Raw genomic sequence first — 20,897 nt, forward strand, 5'->3', positions numbered from 1 at the left:
CCCGGCGCTCGGAAGGAGCATCGTGCGAGACGGTAACAGCCCTTCCGCAGGCGAGGACGCCGCCACGACGGAGGCGACGGCCCCGGAGGCCGCCCCCGCGACGGCCGGCGAGCCCGGCGCGGTGCAGGTCATCGTCGGCACGGACCGCACGCGCATCGTGCTCTCGGGCGAGGTCGACGCCGACCTGGGCCCGGAGCTGCAGGAGGCCACGGCCGAGGCCGAGCAGCGCGGCCTGCCCATCGAGGTGGACGCGCACCACGTGACGTTCATGGACTCGTCGGGCGTCGCGTTCCTCGCGCGGCTGTCGATCCGCAGCGAGCACCGCGTGCGGCTGCTGCGCGTGCCGCCCACCGTGCGGTTCCTGCTCGAGGTCACGCGGATCGGCGAGCTGCTCGACGTCGTCGACGAGGACGACGCCGCGCCGTTCGAGCCGGTCGACCCGCCGGCCTGACGCCGACCCCCTTCGCACCACGGGCGCGGCCGCACCCGCGACGCAGGACGGCCCCGACCCCCGGCAGGAGGTCGGGGCCGTTCGCGTGGCGGCTCCGGGTCAGGAGATCCGGGTGCCCGCCGAGCGCAGCTGCTGGCACGCCTCGACGATGCGCGCGGCCATGCCGGCCTCGGCCAGCTTGCCCCAGGCGCGCGGGTCGTAGGCCTTCTTGTTGCCGACCTCGCCGTCGACCTTGAGGACGCCGTCGTAGTTGGTGAACATGTGCGCGACGACGGGACGCGTGAACGCGTACTGCGTGTCGGTGTCGATGTTCATCTTGATGACGCCGTTGTCGACCGCCTCGGCGATCTCCGCGGCCGTCGAGCCCGACCCGCCGTGGAAGACGAGGTCGAACGGCGACTCCTTGCCGATCTTCGCGCCGACCTCGCGCTGGATGTCCGCGAGGATCGACGGGCGCAGCTTGACCGCACCCGGCTTGTACACGCCGTGCACGTTGCCGAACGTGAGGGCCGTCAGGTAGCGGCCCTTCTCGCCCGCGCCGAGCGCCTCGACGGTCTTCAGGCCGTCCTCGGCCGTCGTGTAGAGCTTCTCGTTGATCTCGGCCTCGTGGCCGTCCTCCTCGCCACCGACGACGCCGACCTCGATCTCGAGGATCGTGCGGGCCGCCTGCGAGAGCTCGAGGAGCTCGGCCGCGATGACGAGGTTCTCGTCGAGCGGGATGTCCGAGCCGTCGAACATGTGCGACTGGAACGTCGGGTTCTCGCCGCGCTTGACCTGCTCGGCCTCGAGCGCCAGCAGCGGGCGGACCCACGAGTCGAGGTTCTTCTTGACGCAGTGGTCGGTGTGCAGCGCGATCGTGACGCCGTAGTGCTTGGCGACCTCGGTCGCGTACGCCGCGAGCGCGAGCGTGCCGGACACACGGTTCTTGATCGTCGAGCCCGACGCGTACTCGGCGCCGCCGACCGACACCTGGATGATGCCGTCCGACTCGGCCTCCGCGAAGCCCTGGATGGCGGCGGTGACGGTCTGGGACGACGTGATGTTGACGGCGGGGTAGGCGAACTTGCCGGCCTTCGCCCGGTCGATCATCTCGGCGTAGACCTCGGGGGTGGCGATGGGCATCGCTGTTCTCCTGAAGAGTCGGGGAGCGGTACGACCTGAGTCTGCCACCACCGGGGCACCCGCCGTCCGGGACGTCCACCGGGACCCTCGTCCCGGTGCCGCCCGGTGCCGCCCGGGGCAGCCCCGTGCCGCCCGGGGCCGCTCAGCGGGGCACGTGCTGCACGGCCCACGCGTGCATGACGATCGCGGCGGCGGCCCCGGCGTTGAGCGAGCGCGTGCTGCCGTGCTGCGTGACGTGCACGACGACGTCGCACGCGTCCTGCGCCTCCCGGGTCAGGCCGGTCGACTCCTGCCCCAGCACGAGCACGCACGCGCGCGGCAGCGCGAACCCCTCGAGCGGCACCGACCCCGGGACGTTGTCGACGCCGACGAGCGGCAGCCGCGTCCCGCCGGGCCCGGCGCCCGCGGCCCAGGACACGAGCGCGGCCGCGTCGGGGTGGTGGTGCACGTGCAGGTACCGGTCGGTGACCATCGCGCCGCGCCGGTTCCAGCGCCGTCGCCCGACCACGTGCACGCCCGCGGCGTTGAACGCGTTGGCGGTGCGGACCACGGACCCGATGTTGAGGTCGTGCGCCCAGTTCTCGATCGCGACGTGGAACGCGTGGCGGCGCGTGTCGAGGTCGGCGACGATCGCCTCGACGGTCCAGTACCGGTAGCGGTCGACGACGTTGCGGCGGTCGCCGTGCGCGAGCAGCTCGGGGTCGTAGCGCGGGTCGTCGGGCCACGCGCCGGGCCCGCCGGGCCACGGCCCGACGCCCACCTCGGCGGCCGGCGGCACCCCGTCGGGCGCTGCCGGGTCGTGCGTCACGACACCGCGGTCGCCGCGTCGGCGACGACCCGCACCCGGGCGGCACGTCGCCGCTCCCACGCGACGAGCCCGCCGACGACGACGGCGCCGGCGACGACCAGCGCCACGACCTGGCCGACGTCGCCCTGCGGCGCGAGCAGCCCGCGGTCGTCGTCCTGCCACGGCCACAGCGCGCGCAGCGACCCGACCATGAGACCGGTGACCACGGCCATGGTGACCTGGCGGCGCTCGTGCAGCAGCCACTGCAGCGTGCGCACGAACGCCGCGAACCCGAGCACGGCCCCGAGCGCGAACGCGCCGACGAACGCGGCGTCGCGGCCGTCGAGCGCGGCCTGCACGGGCACGTACAGCCCGAGCACCACGAGCAGCGCCGAGCCCGACAGACCCGGCACGACGAGTGCGTTGATCGCGATCGCGGCGCCCAGCACGACGTACCAGAGCGACGGCTCCTCGATCGCGACGGGCGGCAGACCCGTGAGCAGGAACGCGGCGACGGCCGCGACCAGCGCGTAGGCGCCGTCCCGCACGCGCGGCCGCGCCGGCATCATGCCGAGCGGCACGGCGACCGACGCCGCGATCATCCCCGCGAACACGGCGCGCGTCGGCACGGGGTGGCTCTCCAGGAGCGGCGCGAGCGTGCGCAACGACAGCACGAGCACGACCGCCATGCCCGCGAGCACGGGCAGCACGAGGCGCCAGTCGACGCGGCGCAGCGCGGCGGCGGCCTCGGCGGTGCCGCGGCGGCGCACGACCCCGACGACGAACGCGCGGCCCGCGTGCACGACGTGCGCGGCCGCGGCGATCAGCTCGTCGTACAGGCCGACGACGAGCGCGACGGTGCCGCCCGAGATGCCGGGCACGGACTCGGCGGCGCCGATGAGCCCGCCGCGGGCGACGTGCAGGGGGGCACGGGACCACGTCGTGCGCGGTGCCGCGAGGGTCGAGGTGGTGGGGGCGTCGGCCGGGGAGGTCGCGTCATGAGCCACCGCTCCACCCTAACCAGGCGCTCCGGGGCGCCGTCCGGCGACGTCCCGCGCCGTAGGCTGAGGACCATGTTGACGACGTCGGCGCTCGCCGCCGCACTGACCACCGACGTGGCGCCGCTGCTGGCCGGCGGCCCGCTGCCGGCGCTCGGTCCGGACTTCCTGCAGGCCGACCACCTCATCGCGTCGTTCGGCACGGCGGCGCTGATCGGCATCACGGCCGTCGTGTTCATCGAGACCGGGCTGCTGTTCCCGTTCCTGCCCGGCGACTCGCTGCTGTTCACGGCGGGCGCGCTGGTCGCGCAGGACTCGCTCCAGCTCAACATCTGGGTGCTGTGCCTGATGCTGTTCCTCGCGGCGTTCGCGGGCGACCAGGTCGCGTACGCGATCGGCCGCAAGCTGGGCCCGCGCGTGTTCAGCCGCCCCGACTCGCGGTTCTTCAAGCAGAAGTACATCGACCAGACGTACGCGTACTTCGACAGGTACGGCGGCCGGACGATCATCGTGGCGCGCTTCGTGCCGTTCGTGCGCACGTACGCCCCGGTCGCGGCCGGCGTCGGCAAGATGAGCTACCGGCACTTCGTGTCGTTCAACGTGGTCGGTGCCCTGCTGTGGGGCGTCGGCGTGACGCTCCTGGGCTACCTGCTGGGCAACGTCACGTTCATCAAGGACAACATCGAGGCGCTGCTCGTCGTCATCGTGCTCGCGTCGCTGCTGCCCGTGGCGTTCGAGCTGTGGCGCGCGCGCCGCAAGGAGAAGGCCGGCGAGACGGTCGAGGGCCGCGACACGGCGTACGACGAGCCGGTCGAGCGCGCCGCGGTCGAGCGCGAGGTCTTCGGCCACGCGGCCACCGAGCCCGTCGCCGGGCAGGCGGGCACCGAGGTCGTCGACCTGCCGGGCGACGACGCCGGGCGGGGTGCGCGATGACGCGCGAGATCCGCTCGTGGCTGTCCGACATGGACGGCGTGCTCGTGCACGAGAACCACGCGCTGCCGGGCGCCGCCGAGTTCGTGGGCGCGCTGCAGGCCGCGGAGCGCCCGTTCCTCATCCTCACGAACAACTCGATCTACACGCCGCGCGACCTGCGGGCGCGACTCGCCGCGACGGGGATCGACGTGCCGGAGCAGGCCATCTGGACGTCGGCGCTCGCGACCGCGCAGTTCCTCACCGACCAGATGCCCGGCGGCTCGGCGTACGTCATCGGCGAGGCGGGCCTCACGACCGCGCTGTACGAGGCCGGCTACACGCTCACCGCCGCGCGCCCGGACTTCGTCGTGCTGGGCGAGACACGCACGTACTCGTTCGAGGCGATCACGCAGGCCATCCGCCTCATCCAGGGCGGCGCGCGCTTCATCGCGACGAACCCCGACGTCACGGGCCCGAGCGCCGAGGGCGACCTGCCCGCGACCGGCGCCGTCGCCGCGATGATCTCGGCGGCCACCGGGCGCAAGCCGTACTTCGTGGGCAAGCCGAACCCGATGATGATCCGCTCGGCGCTCAACCGGATCGACGCGCACTCCGAGACGACCGTCATGGTGGGCGACCGCATGGACACCGACGTGATCGCGGGCATCGAGGCCGGGCTGCGCACCTACCTCGTGCTCACGGGCTCGACGCGCGCGACCGACGTCGAGCGGTTCCCGTTCCGCCCCACCCAGGTCCTGGACTCCGTCCAGGACCTGCTCGAGATGGTCTGACGCGCACGCCCGTACCACGGCCCGGCGAGGCCGTTCGTCCCTCGTCGGGGCTCTGACGAGGGCGCACGCTGAGGTGTGCGCAACAACGAGCTCGCCCAGGTGCTGCGCGCGACCAACCCCTGGTGGTCGCGCCGCCGCCGCGCGTCCTGGGTGCTCGACGACCCCGAGCTGACGACGCGCGACGCGCACGAGTGGCCGCTCGCGACCGCGACGGCCCGCGCGGTGCTCGCGGACCTCGCGGCCGGGCCGCGCCCGGGCACCGTGACGCTCGTGGTCGGGCCGCGCGGCGTCGGCAAGACGACGGCCGTCAAGGACGTCGTCGCGCACCTCGTGGCCGACCCGGCCGTCGACCCGCGCCGCGTCGTGCTCGTGCCGGTCGAGCACCTCGACGAGGACGACCGGCCGCGCCGCATGGGCGGCGTCGACGTCGCCGCCGTGCTCCGGCTGCCGACCCGCACGGGCGCGCCGGCGTGCGACGGCGCCCGGGTGCTCGTGGTCGACGAGGTCGGCACGGTGCCCCGTTGGCCGGCTGCGGTCGCCGAGGCGTGCCGCCGCGGGCACCAGGTCCTCGCGACCACGTCGGTGCTCGACCCCGCGGACCTCGCGGCGCTGCGCGCCGCGACGCCGTGCGGAGCCGTGCAGGTGCTCCACCTGCGCCCCGCGACGTTCGCCGAGCTCGTCACCGCGGACCCCGCGGCGGACGCCGCGCAGGTGCGCGCCGCCTTCCTGCGCCACGGCGGCCTGCCGCGCGCGATCGCCGAGCACCGCGACCTGGGCGACGTCGGCCCGGCGTTCGTCGAGCGGGTCGCGGCCGGTCTGCACCACGACGTGTGCCGCGGCGAGGAGCGCTGCCCGCTCGACCGGCTGCTCGCGGCGGTCTGCGCGACGACCGACCGGTTCGTCGAGCCCGCGGCGCTCGCCACGACCCTGGGGCTCACGACGTGCGAGGTGGGCGTGCTGCTCGAGCGGCTCGAGCACGCGCACGCGCTCGACCCGCGGCGCGGGCTCGTCGACCCCCTGCTGCACCGGCTGCCGTCGCTGCTGGCGCCGGACCGGCACACCGCGCCGTCCGACGCGCACATCGCGGCCTTCTCGTCCTGACGCCCGGCCCCGCCGACGCGGCGCCGCGGTGCGGCACGCACCGCACCCGCGCAGCACGACGCCCGCGCGGCACCGTCACGGTGCGGCGCGGGCGTCGTCGGGCTCAGCGCGCCGAACGGATCCGCAGGATGAGCACGGCACCGACGAGGGCCACGACCGCGGCGACCGGGAAGCCCGCGCCGTAGCCGCCGGTCACGCCGACGACCGCCCCCATGAGCACGGGACCGAGGATCTGGCCGCCGGTGTTGGCCATGTTGAGGATGCCGAGGTCCTTGGCGGCCGCCTCGGGGTTCGGCAGCACGTCGTAGTTGAGCGCCTGGTCGACCGAGTTGAAGACGCCCGACGCGACCCCGAGGCTGATGGCGGCGAACACGACCATCGCGGCGGGCACGGGCCACACGAACGGCACCAGCAGGCCGACGGCCATGAGGACCGTCGCGCCGACGACGAGGACCTTGCGCCGACCGAGCCGGTCGGACACGGGACCCGCGACCGCCCCGCACACGAGGGACAGCACGAGCTGCACGAGCGCCATCGTCGCGATCATGCCGCCCGCGCCCGCGGCGTCCATGCCGAGGTGGTCGGTGAAGATGTACAGCTGGTAGCCCGTGATCGAGAACATCGCGAGGACGAACAGCAGCTTGCCGGACATCGCGAGGTAGAAGTCGCGCGCGCCGCGCCGCGGGAACGAGAAGTTGTCGAGCAGCATCGCGCGCGAGAACGCGGGCCGCGGCTCACCGGCGTTCGACCGGTCGGGCGCGAGCAGCGCGAGCACGGGACCGGCCAGCAGGATCGCGAACCCCATGAGCCGGAACCCGGTCGCGGGGTCGGTGACGAACCGGGACGCGACGACGTTGGCGCCGGCCATCCCGACCATCATGCCGACGCCGTACACGGCGGAGTACGTGCCGCGCAGCCGCTCGGGCACGCGGTCGGGGATCACCGCGACCAGGGGTGCGACGATCGCGTTGAGGAACAGCTGGAACACGCACCACGTCACGACGAGCGCGGTGACCGACTCGGCCCGCGACAGCAGCATGAGCAGCAGGCACGTCGTGACCGAGCCGAGCACCATCCACGGCGTGCGCTTGCCGAAGCGCGACCGGGTGAGGTCGGACAGCGCGCCGAACAGGATGTTGGCGAGCAGCGCGACGACCGACCCGACGATCGACAGCGTCGCGACGACCTGGACCTTGCTGTCGGGGGCGATCTGCTCGAGGCGCGCGGGCAGCAGCACCGTGATGCCCGCGACGTACGGGCCGATCCAGAGCACGGCGCCGAGCACGAGCGCCGTGCCGAGCCGTGCGTGGCCGCCGCGCGTGAACGGTGCGTGCGACGGCGCGGTCGCGTCGTCGGCGGGGAGGGTGGTGGACATCGTCGTCCGGCTTTCTCGAGGGCCCGACGCCCCGGGCCCACCCGGGGCGTCGGGCGGGTGGGTCAGGCGAGGGCGAGGGTCGTGGTGGTGGCGTCGGGGTCGCCCGCGTGCGCGGCGACCTCGAGGTGCACGACACCGACGGGCGTCGTGAAGGTACGGGTCGCGGCGTCCCAGCGCTGCAGGGGGCGCAGCGACAGCGGCACCGTGACGCGCCGCGCGCCGCCGGCGAGGACCTCGACGGCGGCGAAGCCGACGAGCGCGCGCACGGGGTCCCCCGCGTGCGTCGCGTAGACCTGCACCACGTGCCGCCCGTCGCGCGCACCGGTGTTGGTGACCGTGACGTCGACCTGCGCGCTCTCGACGCCCGTGAGGCGCGCGACCGGGTCGCCGAGCGCGAACGTCGTGTACGACAGGCCGAACCCGAGCGGGTACGCGGCGGGCACGCCGTCGCGGTCGAGCAGGCGCTGGCCGTGCCAGGCGTCGTAGGTGACGGCGGTGGCGTCGCGGTCGAACGGCGGCAGGTGGTCCTGCGAGGTCGGCATGCTGAAGGGCAGCCGCCCGGCGGCGTCGACGCGTCCCAGCAGGACGTCGGCGAGGGCGTGCCCGCCCTCCATGCCCGCGTACCAGGACATGACGAGCCCGGGCGCGTGGTGCCGCCAGGACTCGGTGAGCACGGCGCCCGCGGCGACCACCGCGACGACGGTGCGCGGCGTGGCCGCGGCGACGGCGCGCACGATCTCCTCGTCGACGGGGCGCAGCGTGAGCCGCTCGCGGTCGCCGCCCGCGCCGAGCGAGGACTCCCCCGCGGCGGCGACGTGCGTCGCCGTCGTGCCGTCGGGCAGCGGCGGGTACAGGGCCGTGATCTCGGGGCGCGCCATGGCGGACGCGTCGGTGAACTCGCCCTCGTCGTCGGCGGTATAGCCGACCACGACGACCGCGGCGTCGCACGTCGCGGCGACCGCGGCGGCGGCCCGCGGGTCGTCCTCGGGCACGTGCACGACCTCGGTCCCGGGCAGCGCGGCGCGCAGGCCGGCGAGGGCCGTGACGACCTCGGGGGCGCGCACGTCGGACGACCCGTGGTCGCCGGTGTTGGGCAGGTCGGCGAGGCGTCCGACGACCGCGAGGCGGCGCAGCGACCCGGGTGCGAACGGCAGGACGGGCACGCCGTCGACGGGCTCGTTGCGCAGCAGGACGACGGCGCGGGCCGCGGCCTCGCGCGCCAGGGCGCGGTGCTCGGGGCTCGCGACGACGTCGAGCGGCGGGCGCGGCGCGTCGTGCTCGGCGTCGAACCGCAGCTGCGTCGCGATCACGCGCTCGCCCGAGCGGCGCACGGCGTCCCAGGACGTCGCGCCGTCGGCGATCTGCCGCGGCAGGTGCTGCGCGCGCTGCTGCCGGAACGGCTCCTCGACGTCGAGCCCGGCCTCGAGGGACGCGGCGGCGTCGCGCAGGCCGAAGATGAAGTCGGAGACGGTGACGCCCTCGAAGCCCCAGTCGCCGCGCAGCACGTCGGTGAGCAGCTCGGGGTGCTGCCCCGCCCACTCGCCGTTGACCGAGTTGTAGGCCGACATGATGCCGTCGACGCCCTCCTCGACGACGCGGCGGAAGTGCGGCAGGTAGACCTCGTGCAGCACGTCCTGCGCGCACGTGACGTCGACCGTGAAGCGCGCGTTCTCCATCGAGTTGAGCGCGTAGTGCTTGGCGCAGGCCATGACGTGGCGACGCACGCCGCGCGTGAGCGCGGCGCCGAGCTCGCCGAGCAGCAGCGGGTCCTCGCCGTAGGTCTCCTGCGCGCGGCCCCACGCGGGGTGGCGCGGCAGGTTGATGCAGACGCCCGCGAAGAAGTTGCCGTCCTGCGCGGCGACCTCGGCGCCGATCGCGGCGCCGACGCGCTCCTCGAGCTCGGGGTCCCACGTGGCGCCGCGCGCCATCGAGACGGGGAACGCGGTCGAGCGGCCCATGACGACGCCGCGCGGCCCGTCGCTGAACCGCAGGCCGGGGATGCCGAGTCGCGGGACCTCGCCGTGCACGAGCGGCCGGGTGTTGTAGCCGACCTGCATCATCTCGGCCATGCCGGGCCAGAACTCCTGGTCGCCGTCGAGCAGGCCGAGGCGCTCGTCGTCGGTGAGCAGGTCGTAGAGCGCGCGGGCGGCGTCGGGCGCGGGGGTGCCGGCGCGCACGGCGGCGACGGCCTCGGGGTAGCTCGTGATGACGGGTGACACCGGTGTCTCCTCACTCGCGGCGACGTCGCCGCTAACTAGTACCTAGTAGGTACTAGTTAAACAGTCGCGGGACGACCCCGGAAGCACCCTCGCCCGAACGGGTGGCGTGAGAGCATCGGGACGTGCCCGCCGCCCGCACCCGCCCGCGCGTCCGCATGGACGGCCCCCGCCGGCGCGACCAGATCCTCGCCGCCGCCACCGCGCTCATCGCCGAGCGCGGCTACTGGGGCCTGTCCACGCAGGACGTGGCCGACGCGTGCGACATGACCGTGCCCGGGCTCCTGCACCACGTCGGCTCCAAGACCGGGCTCCTCGTGGCGGTGCTCGAGCGCCGCGACGCGCTCGACGCGCTCGCGATCGCCGACCGCCTCGGCGTCCCCCACGGCCCCGGGCGCGGCATCTGGGGCACCGACCTGTTCACCGCCGCGGGCGTCACGCTCGACGTGCTGTGCGACCACCTCGTCCAGCACAACGCGACCCAGCCCGAGGTCGTGCGCCTCTACGCGGTGCTCGAGGCCGAGTCCCTCACGCCCGACCACCCCGCGCACGCGTACTTCGCCGACCGGCAGCGCACCGCGCTCGCCGCGCTCGCCGCCGTCGTGCCCCCGCCGCACGACCCCGACCACCTCGCGAGCGTCGCGCTCGGCCTCATGGACGGCCTGCAGCTGCAGTGGCTGCGCGACCCGACCACGTCTCTCGTCGACCGGTGGCGCGCGGCCGTCGCCGACGTCCCCGGGCTGCGCGCCCCGGCCTGACGCCACCGGGCGGGCACCACCGGGCAGCGGCGCCCCGCGGTCAGCCCTCGGGCGAGCCCGGCTCGTCCGCCGTGGGGCCCGGCTCCCCCGGCACCGCGACCTCGCCGGGAAGCCCCTCCGGGCGCGGCGCGGGCCGCAGGGCCGTCCACACCGACCACGACACGGCGATCAGCGGCACCGCGACCACGGCACCGAACAGGCCGCCGAGCACCGTCCCCGCACTCACCCCCACGCCGACCACGAACGGGTGCAGCCGCGCGTGGCGCCCCATGACGAGCGGCTGCACGACGTGCCCCTCGAGCTGCCCGACCAGCGCGATGCCGACGCCGACGAGCACCGCGTTCCACAGGCCGTTCGACGCCAGCGCGACCAGCATCGCGACGAGCATCGCGGCCGGCGCGCCGACCAGCGGGACGAACGACCCCACGAACACCAGCACGCCCAGCGGGAGCGCGAGCGGCACCCCGAGCACCAGCAGCACGAGGTAGCCGAGGACGCCGACGCACAGCGCCGTCAGCACCGCACCTCGCGTGAAGTCCCCGAACGCCCGCCAGGCCGCGTCGCCCGCGGTCCGCCACGCGGCCCGGGCGCGCACGGGCACCTGCCCGACGAGCCACGCCCACATCCCCTCCCCGCCCACCAGGAAGCACACGGCGCAGAACACGCCCAGCGCCGTGACCATGAGCGCCACCAGCACGCCGCCCACCTGCGTCGCCGTCGCACCCGCGAGCGACGTCCCGTTGTCGGCGAGCCAGGACACCACGCCGGCACCCCAGCGCTCCAGGTCCGCGTCGGTCACCGTCACCGGCAGGCCGCCCGAGCGCAGCGCGTCCAGCAGCTCCCCGACACCCGCCCCGACTCGCGCGACGACCTCCGGCCACTGCCGGGCGATCCCCGTGACCGCCAGCCCCACCACGGCCACCACCACGACGAGCCCCGTGAGGACCGCGAGGGCGGCCGCGAGCGCCGGGTGCGCGAACGTGCGGTAGCGCAGCGTGACGGGCCGCAGGACGGCGGTGAGCACGAGGCCGAGGAACAGCGCGACGACGACGAGCCGCAGCTGCACCAGGACCCACAGCAGCACTCCCAGCACGGCGCACACGAGCAGCAGCCGCCCGGACCACGCCCCGAGGCGTCGCAGCCAGAGCGGGGCGAGGGGAGTCGCGTCGAGGTCGCTCACGCCGCGATGCTCCCACGGCCCGCACCGGCCCCGCCCCGCCGCCCAGGGTGCGACACGCCCTGGTCAGCGCGTCGCCGCACGTGGGAGCATCGCGCCGTCGGGGCCCGTCGAGGGAGGTCGCACGTGCAGACGCTGGCTGCGGAGGTCCGGCAGGAGGTGGCGACCGGGTCGCTGCCGGGGTGGGACCGGGTCGAGGAGCTCGCGAGAGCCGCGCACACGCGGTACCGCGACCTGGACGACGGCGCCGTCGCCGACTACATCCCGGCGCTCGCCGCCGCTGACCCGGCGCTGTTCGCGGTCTGCGTCGCGGAGACGGACGGCAGCGTGCACGCCGTGGGGGACGCGAGCGTCGAGTTCTCCGTGCAGTCGATCTCCAAGGCGTTCGTCTACGCGCTGGTGTGCGAGGAGCTCGGTCACGAGGCGGTCCGCGAACGCGTCGGCGTGAACAACACGGGGCTGCCGTTCAACTCGGTCGTCGCGGTCGAGCTCCAGCGGGGTCACCCGATGAACCCCATGGTCAACGCCGGTGCGCTCGCGACGACCGCGCTCGTGCCCGGCGCCGACCCGCAGGAGCGGTGGGAGCACGTCCGCGCGGGGCTGTCTCGGTTCGCCGGCCGCGAGCTCGTGCTCGACGAGGAGGTGCACCGCTCCGAGAGCGCGACGAACGCCCGGAACCAGGCCATCGCGCGCCTGCTCCAGAGCTACGGGCGCATCGACCCCGACCCCGCGGGCGTCGTGGACGTGTACACGCGGCAGTGCGCGCTGCTCGTCGACGCGCGCGACGTCGCGGTCATGGGCGCGACGCTCGCGGACGGGGGCGTCAACCCCGTCACGCGGGAGCGCGTCGTGTCGGAGGAGGTGTGCCGCGACACGCTCGCCGTCCTCGCGTCGACCGGGATGTACGAGCGCTCGGGCGACTGGCTGTTCGAGATCGGTCTGCCCGCGAAGTCGGGCGTCGCGGGCGGCGTCGTCGCCGTCGCCCCCGGCAAGGGCGCGATCGGCACGTTCTCGCCGCGGCTCGACGCCGCGGGCAACAGCGTCCGCGGCCAGCGTGCCACGGCGTACCTGTCGCGCGCGCTCGGTCTCAACCTCTTCGCCTCCGCGCCGCACGTCGCGCCGCGGCGCCCCCACCAGGACCCGGAGGTCGCACCGTGAGCACGACGCCCCACCCGCCCGCCGTCGGACGCGCCACGCCTCCGACCGAGGAGCGTCGGTCCTGGCTGCCGATGGTCGGGCTGTTCCTCGCGCAGGTCCTCATGTCGTTCAACGTCGCCGCGCTGCCGGTGTCGCTCGGCGGCATGGTCGAGGACTTCGGCGTCCCGCCGACGGTCGCGAGCACGACCATCGTCATCTACGGCGTGGTGGTCGCCGCGCTCGTGATGACGGGTGCCAAGCTCGGCCAGCGCGTCGGGTGGGTCACGATGTTCCGCGTCGTCGTCACGACGTTCGCGGGGTCGGCGCTGCTCATGATCCTGTCGCCGTCGATCGGCTGGGCCGTCGCCGGCCAGGCGATCGCCGGTGCGTCGGCCGCGATCATCGTGCCGGCGCTCGTCGCGCTCATCGCCGAGAACTACCGCGGCGCGCAGCAGGCGACCGCGGTCGGCTCGCTGGGCTCGGCGCGCGCGATCTCGGGCGTCACCGCGTTCTTCCTCGGGGGTGCGCTCGGCACGCTCGTCGGGTGGCGGCCCGTGTTCGGCGTCGTCCTCGCGCTGGCCGTCGCCGTGCTCGCCTTCAGCTTCACGCTGCGCTCCGACCGAGGCGACCCGGACGTGCGCATCGACGTCGTCGCCTCCGTGACCATCGGTGCGGCCGTCGTCCTGCTCACGCTGGGGTTCAACAACCTGCGGGCGTGGGGCGCGCTGCGGGCGTCGGCCGCGGCACCGTTCGACCTCGGCGGGCTCTCGCCCGCACCCGTCATGGTGGTGCTGGGCGTCGTGCTCGGCCAGGTGTTCTTCTGGTGGACGCGCCGCCGGACCGCCGCCGGTCGCGTCCCGCTCGTGTCCCTGAGCGTCCTCGCCCGTCCGAGCGAGCGCGCCGCGGTCTACGCGATGTTCGTGGTCGTCGCGCTCGAGGCGGCGCTGAACTTCACGGTGCCGCTGTACATCCAGATCGTGCAGGGCCGCACGCCGTTCGACACCGCGCTCGCGATGATGCCGTTCAACCTCACGGTGTTCGTCACGGCGACGCTCGTCGTGCGGCTGTACGGCCGGTACCCGCCGCGGACGATCGGCGTCGTCGGGTTCGCCCTCACCACCGTCGCGCTCGTGTGGCTGTCGTTCGTCGTCACCAACAACTGGGAGACGGTCCCGACGGTGCTGGGCCTCGTCGTCTTCGGGGTCGGCCAGGGCGCGTTGGTGACGCTCGTGTTCAACGTGCTGGTCAGCGCGGCGCCGCGCACGCTCGCCGGCGACGTGGGGTCGGTCCGTGGCACGACGCAGAACCTCGCGTCGGCCGTCGGGACCGCGCTCGCCGGCGCGCTCCTGGTGACGGTCCTGTCGGTCAACGTGGGACGCGCGGTCGCCGAGCACGTCGAGCTCCCGCCGTCCCTGGTCGCACAGGTCGACCTCGACGACGTCAACTTCGTCAGCAACGACGACCTGCGCGCGGCGCTCGCGCGCACCGACGCCACACCGGGCCAGGTCGAGGCAGCGGTCGCGGTCAACGAGCAGGCGCGGCTCGACACGCTGCGACTGGGGCTGCTGGTCCTGGCCGGGGTCAGTGCGACGGCGGTCCTGCCGGCCAGCCGGCTACCGCGCTACCGTCCGGACGAGATCCCCGACCCCAGCCCGGCGGGCGGCCGCTGACGGCACGCGATCGACGCGAGAGGCCCCGGTGACGCGCGCGTCACCGGGGCCCCGTCGAGCGGCGTGCGTCAGAAGCTGACCGACGGCGCCTGCCGGATCTGCGGGTCGTCGACCTCGAAGTACTCGGCGCGAGTGAACCCGAACATGTTCGCGATCACGTTGGCCGGGAACGTCTCGACCTTGGTGTTGAGCTCGCGGACGTTCGCGTTGTAGAACCGGCGGCCCGCCGCGATGCGGTCCTCGGTGTTGGCGAGCTCGGCCTGCAGCTGCTGGAAGTTCTCGCTCGCGCGCAGCACCGGGTAGTTCTCGGCGACCGCGAGCAGCCGGCCCAGCGCGGCGTTCAGCGCGTTCTCCTGCGCGGCCTGCTCGGCGGGCCCGGCACCGGGTCCGGCCGCTGCCGCGCGGGCGCGCGTCACCTCGTCGAACACGCCGCGCTCGTGCGCCGCGTAGCCCTTGACGCTCTCGACGAGGTTGGGGATCAGGTCGTGCCGGCGGTGCAGCTCGACGTCGATCTGCCGCCACGACTCCTGCACGAGGTTCCGCAGGCGGACGAACCCGTTGTACTGGGCGACCGCCCACAGCAGGACGACCACCACCAGGGCGACTACGACGAGCACGGCGATCAGGCCACCGGTCACGGGGGATCCTCCAGGGGGTCGGGACGTCGTCCGATCGTAGCGACACCGTCGGTCCCGCCGCGCGGGCGGTGCCCCGCCCCCGGCGCACGTCACACGGTCGGCGCACCCCACGGCGCCCACCGCCGCGCACGGTCCCCCGGCGGGCCGTCGGTCGCCGGGTCGTAGCCGTGGTCCTGCCACACGTGCCGCGGCACGCCGCGCACGACCGCCGAGAGCACGCCGAGCCGCGGCGCGATCCGCGTCGTGTCGGTCGTGCCCGTCTCCCACGACAGCAGCCACGTGCCCTCGATCCGCCACGACGTGCCGAGCGCGTCCGCCTGCAGGAGCCGCTCGAGCGTGCGCGGGTGCAGGATCGCGTGCGCGGTGCGCGCGTCGGGGGCGTCGACGCGGTACGCGTCGTTGAACGCCGCCGACTCGAGCTGCAGGTCGCGCGCACCGAACGCCTTCGCGACCCGCGCACCGAACCCCTCGGGCGTGACGTCGAGCGTCGGCAGGAACGCGGGCAGCGCGAGCCCCACGACGTGCACCTGGTAGGTGCGCTTCTCGTCACCGGAGCCCGTGGTCCACTCGTACGTGAACGACACCGCGGGCAGCCCGTCGTACGTGCCCGTCAGGACGTCCGACGTCGTGCGGCTGTGCCCCTGGCCGAACGGGCGGGCGGTGTGCAGCTGAGCGAGCCCCAGCCCGGGGTCGCGCGGCGCGTACGCCCAGCCGGTCGCGAGCGCCCACGCGGCGAGCTGCTCCTGCCGCTTCCGCCGGAACCACCAGCCGGCCGCCGCGATGCCGCCGCCGACCAGCAGGCCCACGACCAGCACCCCGCCGCCCGGGTGGTCGGCCGACAGCTGGCTGCCGACGACGAGGAACCCGACGAGGCCCAGCACGACGACCGCGCCGACCCGCACCCCCCGCTGCACGGCGCGCGTCGCTCAGGCCAGGCCGAGGTCGGCCAGGCCGAACAGGTGGTGGTACGGCACGCCCAGCGCCTCGATCGCCTCGCGCGCACCCGTGCCGCGGTCGACGATCGTCGCGACGCCCACGACCTCGCCGCCGGCCTCGCGCACGGCCTGCACCGCCGCGATGGGCGAGCCACCCGTGGTCGACGTGTCCTCGACGACCACGACGCGCCGGCCCGCGACGTCGGGACCCTCGATGCGGCGCTGCATGCCGTGCGCCTTGGCCTCCTTGCGCACGACGAACGCGTCGAGGTCCTGGCCGCGCGACGCGGCCGCGTGCAGCAGCGACGTCGCGACCGGGTCGGCGCCGAGCGTCAGGCCGCCGACCGCGTCGATCTCGGCCGTGCCGAGCCCCGCCTCCTCGAGCAGGTCGAGCAGCAGGTGCCCGATCAGCGGGGCCGCGCGGTGGTGCAGCGTCGCGCGGCGCAGGTCGACGTAGTAGTCGGCCTCCTTGCCGGACGACAGCGTCACGCGGCCGTGCACGACGGCCAGCTCGACGATGAGGTCCCGCAGCTGCTCGCGCGGGGTGGACGTCAGGTCGCTGCTCACGGCCGACAGACTAGCGACGGCCGCGCCCCGTGCGGGCCGCCGGCACGGCTCAGGCGCCGTCGCGACCCTCGATCGCCTCGTCGAGAAGCGCGCGCCGGTACCCGCCGAACGCGCGCACGGCCGAGCGGGGCGCGATCCGCAGCAGCGCGGACGCGGCCTTGTAGCGCAGGCTCGGCGTCGAGATGACGACGCCGCGGCGCACGTCGGCGAGCGCGGTGGCCACGACGTCCTCGGCCTGCAGCCAGCCGATCTCCGGGTAGTGGGCGGTGTCGATGCGACCCCGCTCGTGGAACTCGGTGTGCGTGAAGCCCGGGCAGACGACCGTCGCGGTCACGCCCGTGTCCTTGAGCTCGACCGCGAGCGCCTCGGTGAACGTGCGGACCCACGCCTTGTGCGCCGAGTAGGTGCCGGACGCGATGAGGCCGGCGACCGAGCCGACGTTGAGGATCGCGCCGCGCCCGCGCGCGACCATCGCGCCGGCAGCGGCGTGCGACAGCACCATGACGCTGCGGACCATGAGGTCGAGGGCGCGCAGCTCGGCGTCGAGGTCGCCCTCCACGAAGTGCTGGTTGAGGCCGAGGCCCGCGTTGTTGACGAGCAGGCCGACCGGTCGCTCGTCCGTGCGCAGCCGCTCGGCGACGCGCTCGACGTCCTCGGGCACGGTGAGGTCGGCGGGCAGCACCTCGGCGCGCACGCCCGCGGCCGCCTCGAGCTGCCGCGCCAGGCGGGTCAGCCGCTCCTCGTCGCGCGCGACGAGGACGACGTCGTGCCGCGCCGTGGCGAGCTGCCAGGCGAACTCCAGACCGAGGCCGGCGCTCGCGCCGGTGACCAGTGCGGTTCCCATGGCGTCAGCCTACGGATCGCGCGGGCGCCGCGTCTCGCCGTGCGCGTGACCGCACCCGGACCCGCACCGTCCGTCCACAGGGGCGGCGGGCACGGGCCGGACGTCGGCGTCGGCTCGTAGGGTGGGCGGGTGCTGCCGGACCCCTCGCCCCGCCCCCTGCGCCGCGACCGCGCGGACCGGACCGCCGACGCGCCCGCCGCCCCGCCGAGGCGCCGCCCGACGCCGCGTGGGACGACGCGCCCGTCGAGCCGTGGTGGGACGAGGCGCCCCCGCCGGACGACGTGCCGCCCGACGACGCCCCCTGGGGCGAGGACCCGTGGGCGGCCGCGCCGCCCGACGCGGGCGCCGCGCGACCCCGCACGACGCGACCGCGCAGCACCGCGGCCGGCCGGCCCGCACCGTCGCACGGCACGCCGGCCGAGGTGCTGCACCGCGTGTGGGGGTACGACGCGTTCCGCGGCGACCAGGCCGCGGTCGTCGACACCGTGGTCGCAGGCGGGGACGCGGTGGTCCTCATGCCCACCGGCGGCGGCAAGTCGCTGTGCTACCAGGTGCCCGCGCTCGTGCGCGAGGGCACGGGCGTCGTCGTGTCGCCGCTCATCGCGCTCATGCAGGACCAGGTGGACGCGCTGTCGGCGCTCGGCGTGCGCGCGGGGTTCCTCAACTCGACGCAGGAGCGCGACCAGCGCCGCGCGGTCGAGGACGCGTTCCTCGCGGGCGAGCTCGACCTGCTGTACCTCGCGCCCGAGCGGCTGCGCGTGCCCGAGACGCTCGACCTGCTGGACCGCGGCCACGTCGCGCTGTTCGCGATCGACGAGGCGCACTGCGTGTCGCAGTGGGGGCACGACTTCCGGCCCGACTACCTCGCGCTGTCGCTGCTGCACGAGCGGTGGCCCGGCGTGCCGCGCGTCGCGCTCACCGCGACCGCGACGCGCGCGACGCACCGCGAGATCTGCGAGCGCCTGCAGCTCACCGACGCGGCGCAGTTCGTCGCGAGCTTCGACCGGCCCAACATCCGCTACCGGATCGTGCCGAAGGACAACCCGCGCGCGCAGCTGCTGCACCTGCTGCGCACCGAGCACGAGGGCGACTCGGGCATCGTCTACTGCCTGTCGCGCGCGTCGGTCGAGCAGACCGCGGCCGCGCTGGTCGACGCGGGCGTGCACGCGCTGCCGTACCACGCGGGCCTCGACCGCCGCGTGCGCGCCGAGAACCAGTCGCGGTTCCTGCGCGACGACGGCGTCGTGATGGTCGCGACCATCGCGTTCGGCATGGGCATCGACAAGCCCGACGTGCGGTTCGTCGCGCACCTCGACCTGCCCAAGTCGGTCGAGGGCTACTACCAGGAGACGGGGCGTGCGGGGCGCGACGGCCTGCCGTCGACCGCGTGGCTCGCGTACGGGCTCGCGGACGTCGTGCAGCAGCGCCGCATGATCGACACGTCCGAGGGCGACGCGGCCCACCGACGACGCCTGACGCAGCACCTCGACGCGATGCTCGCGCTGTGCGAGACGGTCGACTGCCGCCGCGTGCAGCTGCTCGCGTACTTCGGGCAGGAGTCCGACGGGCCGTGCGGCAACTGCGACACCTGCCTCGAGCCGCCGCAGTCGTGGGACGGCACGGTGCCCGCGCAGAAGCTGCTGTCGACGGTCGTGCGGCTCGACCAGCGGGGGCAGCGCTACGGCGTCGGGCACCTCGTGGACATCCTGCGCGGCAAGGCGACGCCGCGCGTGCAGCAGCTCGGGCACGACGCGCTGTCGACCTTCGGCATCGGGCAGGACCTGTCGGACGGCGAGTGGCGGGGCGTCGTGCGTCAGCTGCTCGCGGCCGAGCTGCTCGCGGTCGACACCGACGGCTACGGCACGATCCGGCTCACCGAGGCGTCCGGCGCGGTGCTGCGCGGCGAGCGCGAGGTCCGGCTGCGCCGCGAGCCCGAGCGCACGGGCCGCACGTCACGCGGCTCGCGCGGGGGACGCCCGGCGGCCGCCGCCGACCTCGACGCGGACGCCGCGGCCCTGTTCGAGGCGCTGCGCGCGTGGCGCGCCGCCGCCGCGAAGGAGCAGGGCGTGCCCGCGTACGTCGTGTTCCACGACGCGACGCTGCGCGAGATCGCGACGCGGCGGCCGGCGAGCCGTGACGAGCTCGGCTCGATCAGCGGCGTCGGTGCGGCCAAGCTCGACCGGTACGCCGAGGGGGTGCTGGCGGCGCTCGCGGGGACGGCCTGACCCCGCGCCGCCCGCGGTCGCCCAGGACGCACCGCCCCGCGCGTCCGCGTCCACCACCCCCTAGACTCGTGCCCTTGTCGGGCGTATACCAACGCCCTGACCGGCACGTTCGTGCCGACGTCCCGCAACGAGGAGCGACGTGCCGTCCGACCACGCCCGGCCCCGCAAGCCGTCGATGCAGGACGTCGCGCAGCTGGCGGACGTGTCCGTGCAGACCGTGTCACGCGTCCTCAACGACAAGCCGAACGTGTCCGAGCAGACGCGCGAACGCGTGCAGCGCGCGATCCAGGAGCTCGACTACCACCGGAACACGGCCGCGGTCGCGCTCGTCACGCAGTTCTCCAAGGTGCTGGGCGTCGTCGACTGCGGCATGGACCGCACCGGCCCGTACGAGACGATCCGCGCGGTGCACCGCGCGGCCCACGAGGCCGGCTACTTCGTGTCGTTCGCGCACTCGCCGAGCCTCACGGCCGCGAGCGTCCGCAGCGTGCTGGACTCGCTGCTCGAGCAGGCGGTCGACGGCATCGTGTTCGTCGCGCCGCACTACGAGGCGCTGTCGGTGATCCACGACCTCAAGGTGTCGGTGCCGACCGTCGTCGTCGCACCCTCGACGAGGTTCCCGCACCACACGGTCGAGCTCGACAACCAGGCGACGGCGCGGCTCGCGGTCGACCACCTCGTCTCGCTCAGCCACCGCCGGCTCGTGCACCTCGCGGGGCCGCTCGACTGGGTCGACGCGAACGTCCGCATGGAAGCCTGGTACCACCGCGTGCAGCGCGCGTCGCTGCCGGTGCTGCCGACGTTCGTCGGCGACTGGACCGCGCGTTCGGGGTACGAGCGCGGGCGGCAGATCATGCGCGAGGTCGCGCCGACCGCGATCTTCGCCGCCAACGACCAGATGGCGCTCGGCGTGCTGCGCGCCCTGGCGGTCGACGGGTACCGGGTGCCGCAGGACGTGTCGGTCATCGGGTTCGGGGACGTCGACGACGCCGAGTTCTACTCGCCGCCGCTCACGACGATCCGCGAGGACTTCGACGAGGTGGGCCGGCAGTCCATCGCGATGCTGCTCGACCTCGTGCGCGGCGACGAGCGGACGAGCGTGCTCGTCGAGCCCGAGCTGGTGGTGCGGCGCAGCACCGGACCCGCGCCGATGCCCGGCGCGTGACCCCGCGGGGCGGCACCGGGCACCGGTG

19 protein-coding genes are annotated in these 20,897 nt (G+C 74.9%); 9 read left to right on the forward strand and 10 right to left on the reverse strand.

Annotated elements, in window-relative coordinates:
* Positions 1 to 22 precede the first annotated feature (22 nt).
* Positions 23 to 451: an STAS domain-containing protein gene (locus tag GY42_RS09875; RefSeq protein WP_046529205.1), complete on the forward strand. Its 429-nt coding sequence runs from the start codon at positions 23 to 25 to the stop codon at positions 449 to 451.
* A gap of 99 nt (positions 452 to 550) precedes the next feature.
* Here the strand turns inward: GY42_RS09875 and fbaA are convergent, their stop codons facing one another.
* The 3 genes from fbaA to GY42_RS09890 form a co-directional block, all read right to left on the reverse strand.
* Entirely contained in the window at positions 551 to 1,621 is a 1,071-nt protein-coding gene (gene fbaA, locus GY42_RS09880; RefSeq protein ID WP_255430545.1) for a class II fructose-bisphosphate aldolase, read from the reverse strand.
* A gap of 94 nt (positions 1,622 to 1,715) precedes the next feature.
* Positions 1,716 to 2,381 carry a TrmH family RNA methyltransferase gene (locus tag GY42_RS09885; RefSeq protein ID WP_046530797.1) on the reverse strand — a complete coding sequence of 222 codons (666 nt, stop codon included), beginning with the start codon at positions 2,379 to 2,381 and terminating at the stop codon, positions 1,716 to 1,718.
* Positions 2,378 to 3,367: a DUF368 domain-containing protein gene (locus GY42_RS09890; RefSeq protein WP_052748295.1), complete on the reverse strand. Its 990-nt coding sequence runs from the start codon at positions 3,365 to 3,367 to the stop codon at positions 2,378 to 2,380. The genes GY42_RS09885 and GY42_RS09890 overlap by 4 nt, the downstream gene beginning before the upstream one ends.
* A 66-nt stretch (positions 3,368 to 3,433) precedes the next feature.
* Here GY42_RS09890 and GY42_RS09895 point away from each other — a divergent pair, with 66 nt between their 5' ends.
* The 3 genes from GY42_RS09895 to GY42_RS09905 all read left to right on the forward strand — a co-directional run bounded on the left by GY42_RS09895 (position 3,434) and on the right by GY42_RS09905 (position 6,162).
* Positions 3,434 to 4,291, forward strand: a complete 858-nt coding sequence (locus GY42_RS09895) for a VTT domain-containing protein (protein WP_046529207.1) — start codon at positions 3,434 to 3,436, stop codon at positions 4,289 to 4,291.
* The gene (locus GY42_RS09900) at positions 4,288 to 5,061 is read left to right on the forward strand and encodes an HAD-IIA family hydrolase (RefSeq protein ID WP_046529208.1); all 774 of its coding nucleotides are present in this window, start codon (positions 4,288 to 4,290) and stop codon (positions 5,059 to 5,061) included. Before GY42_RS09895 ends, GY42_RS09900 begins: the two co-directional genes overlap by 4 nt.
* A gap of 75 nt (positions 5,062 to 5,136) precedes the next feature.
* Positions 5,137 to 6,162, forward strand: a complete 1,026-nt coding sequence (locus GY42_RS09905) for an AAA family ATPase (RefSeq protein WP_046529209.1) — start codon at positions 5,137 to 5,139, stop codon at positions 6,160 to 6,162.
* 103 nt (positions 6,163 to 6,265) lie between these two features.
* Here the strand turns inward: GY42_RS09905 and GY42_RS09910 are convergent, their stop codons facing one another.
* Together GY42_RS09910 and GY42_RS09915 are read right to left on the reverse strand one after the other, a co-directional pair.
* Positions 6,266 to 7,537, reverse strand: coding sequence for an MFS transporter (locus tag GY42_RS09910; protein ID WP_052748296.1), 1,272 nt, complete (start codon positions 7,535 to 7,537; stop codon positions 6,266 to 6,268).
* A gap of 62 nt (positions 7,538 to 7,599) precedes the next feature.
* The gene (locus GY42_RS09915; protein WP_236686759.1) at positions 7,600 to 9,756 is read right to left on the reverse strand and encodes a beta-glucosidase; all 2,157 of its coding nucleotides are present in this window, start codon (positions 9,754 to 9,756) and stop codon (positions 7,600 to 7,602) included.
* A 122-nt stretch (positions 9,757 to 9,878) separates the two neighbouring features.
* On the opposite strand from GY42_RS09915, the gene GY42_RS09920 reads away from it, so the two are divergent.
* The gene (locus GY42_RS09920) at positions 9,879 to 10,511 is read left to right on the forward strand and encodes a TetR/AcrR family transcriptional regulator (protein WP_201775261.1); all 633 of its coding nucleotides are present in this window, start codon (positions 9,879 to 9,881) and stop codon (positions 10,509 to 10,511) included.
* A 40-nt stretch (positions 10,512 to 10,551) separates the two neighbouring features.
* On the opposite strand, the gene GY42_RS09925 is transcribed toward GY42_RS09920, so the two are convergent.
* Entirely contained in the window at positions 10,552 to 11,691 is a 1,140-nt protein-coding gene (locus GY42_RS09925; RefSeq protein ID WP_052748297.1) for an AI-2E family transporter, read from the reverse strand.
* Positions 11,692 to 11,823: 132 nt separating this feature from the next.
* Between GY42_RS09925 and glsA the strand changes: the two genes are divergently transcribed.
* Positions 11,824 to 12,846, forward strand: coding sequence for a glutaminase A (gene glsA, locus GY42_RS09930; RefSeq protein WP_442856795.1), 1,023 nt, complete (start codon positions 11,824 to 11,826; stop codon positions 12,844 to 12,846).
* Positions 12,843 to 14,495, forward strand: coding sequence for an MFS transporter (locus GY42_RS09935; protein WP_236686760.1), 1,653 nt, complete (start codon positions 12,843 to 12,845; stop codon positions 14,493 to 14,495). Before glsA ends, GY42_RS09935 begins: the two co-directional genes overlap by 4 nt.
* A gap of 68 nt (positions 14,496 to 14,563) precedes the next feature.
* Here the strand turns inward: GY42_RS09935 and GY42_RS09940 are convergent, their stop codons facing one another.
* The 4 genes from GY42_RS09940 to GY42_RS09955 all read right to left on the reverse strand — a co-directional run bounded on the left by GY42_RS09940 (position 14,564) and on the right by GY42_RS09955 (position 17,479).
* Complete coding sequence (locus GY42_RS09940) at positions 14,564 to 15,133, reverse strand: LemA family protein (protein ID WP_046529212.1); 570 nt, start codon at positions 15,131 to 15,133, stop codon at positions 14,564 to 14,566.
* An 89-nt stretch (positions 15,134 to 15,222) separates the two neighbouring features.
* Positions 15,223 to 16,047 (reverse strand): hypothetical protein, encoded by an 825-nt coding sequence (locus GY42_RS18215; protein ID WP_052748298.1) that lies wholly within the window; start codon positions 16,045 to 16,047, stop codon positions 15,223 to 15,225.
* Between the two features lie 12 nt (positions 16,048 to 16,059).
* Positions 16,060 to 16,635 carry an orotate phosphoribosyltransferase gene (gene pyrE / locus GY42_RS09950; protein ID WP_046529213.1) on the reverse strand — a complete coding sequence of 192 codons (576 nt, stop codon included), beginning with the start codon at positions 16,633 to 16,635 and terminating at the stop codon, positions 16,060 to 16,062.
* A 49-nt stretch (positions 16,636 to 16,684) separates the two neighbouring features.
* Complete coding sequence (locus GY42_RS09955) at positions 16,685 to 17,479, reverse strand: SDR family NAD(P)-dependent oxidoreductase (protein WP_046529214.1); 795 nt, start codon at positions 17,477 to 17,479, stop codon at positions 16,685 to 16,687.
* Positions 17,480 to 17,760: 281 nt separating this feature from the next.
* Here GY42_RS09955 and recQ point away from each other — a divergent pair, with 281 nt between their 5' ends.
* Both recQ and GY42_RS09965 read left to right on the forward strand, forming a co-directional pair.
* Complete coding sequence (gene recQ / locus GY42_RS09960) at positions 17,761 to 19,704, forward strand: DNA helicase RecQ (protein WP_082131459.1); 1,944 nt, start codon at positions 17,761 to 17,763, stop codon at positions 19,702 to 19,704.
* A 139-nt stretch (positions 19,705 to 19,843) separates the two neighbouring features.
* Positions 19,844 to 20,869 carry a LacI family DNA-binding transcriptional regulator gene (locus GY42_RS09965; RefSeq protein ID WP_052748299.1) on the forward strand — a complete coding sequence of 342 codons (1,026 nt, stop codon included), beginning with the start codon at positions 19,844 to 19,846 and terminating at the stop codon, positions 20,867 to 20,869.
* The last annotated feature ends 28 nt before the right edge of the window (positions 20,870 to 20,897 follow it).

This window comes from Cellulomonas sp. FA1 (assembly GCF_000986825.1).
In the GTDB taxonomy this organism is placed as follows: Bacteria; Actinomycetota; Actinomycetes; order Actinomycetales; family Cellulomonadaceae; genus Cellulomonas; species Cellulomonas iranensis.

What these genes read in the sequence shown, in the direction of transcription:
- GY42_RS09895 (WP_046529207.1), top strand. Translation starts at nt 3,434, where the DNA reads ATGTTGACGACGTCGGCGCTCGCCGCCGCACTGACCACCGACGTGGCG.
- GY42_RS09900 (WP_046529208.1), top strand. Translation starts at nt 4,288, where the DNA reads ATGACGCGCGAGATCCGCTCGTGGCTGTCCGACATGGACGGCGTGCTC.
- GY42_RS09910 (WP_052748296.1), bottom strand. Translation starts at nt 7,537, where the DNA reads ATGTCCACCACCCTCCCCGCCGACGACGCGACCGCGCCGTCGCACGCA.
- GY42_RS09955 (WP_046529214.1), bottom strand. Translation starts at nt 17,479, where the DNA reads ATGGGAACCGCACTGGTCACCGGCGCGAGCGCCGGCCTCGGTCTGGAG.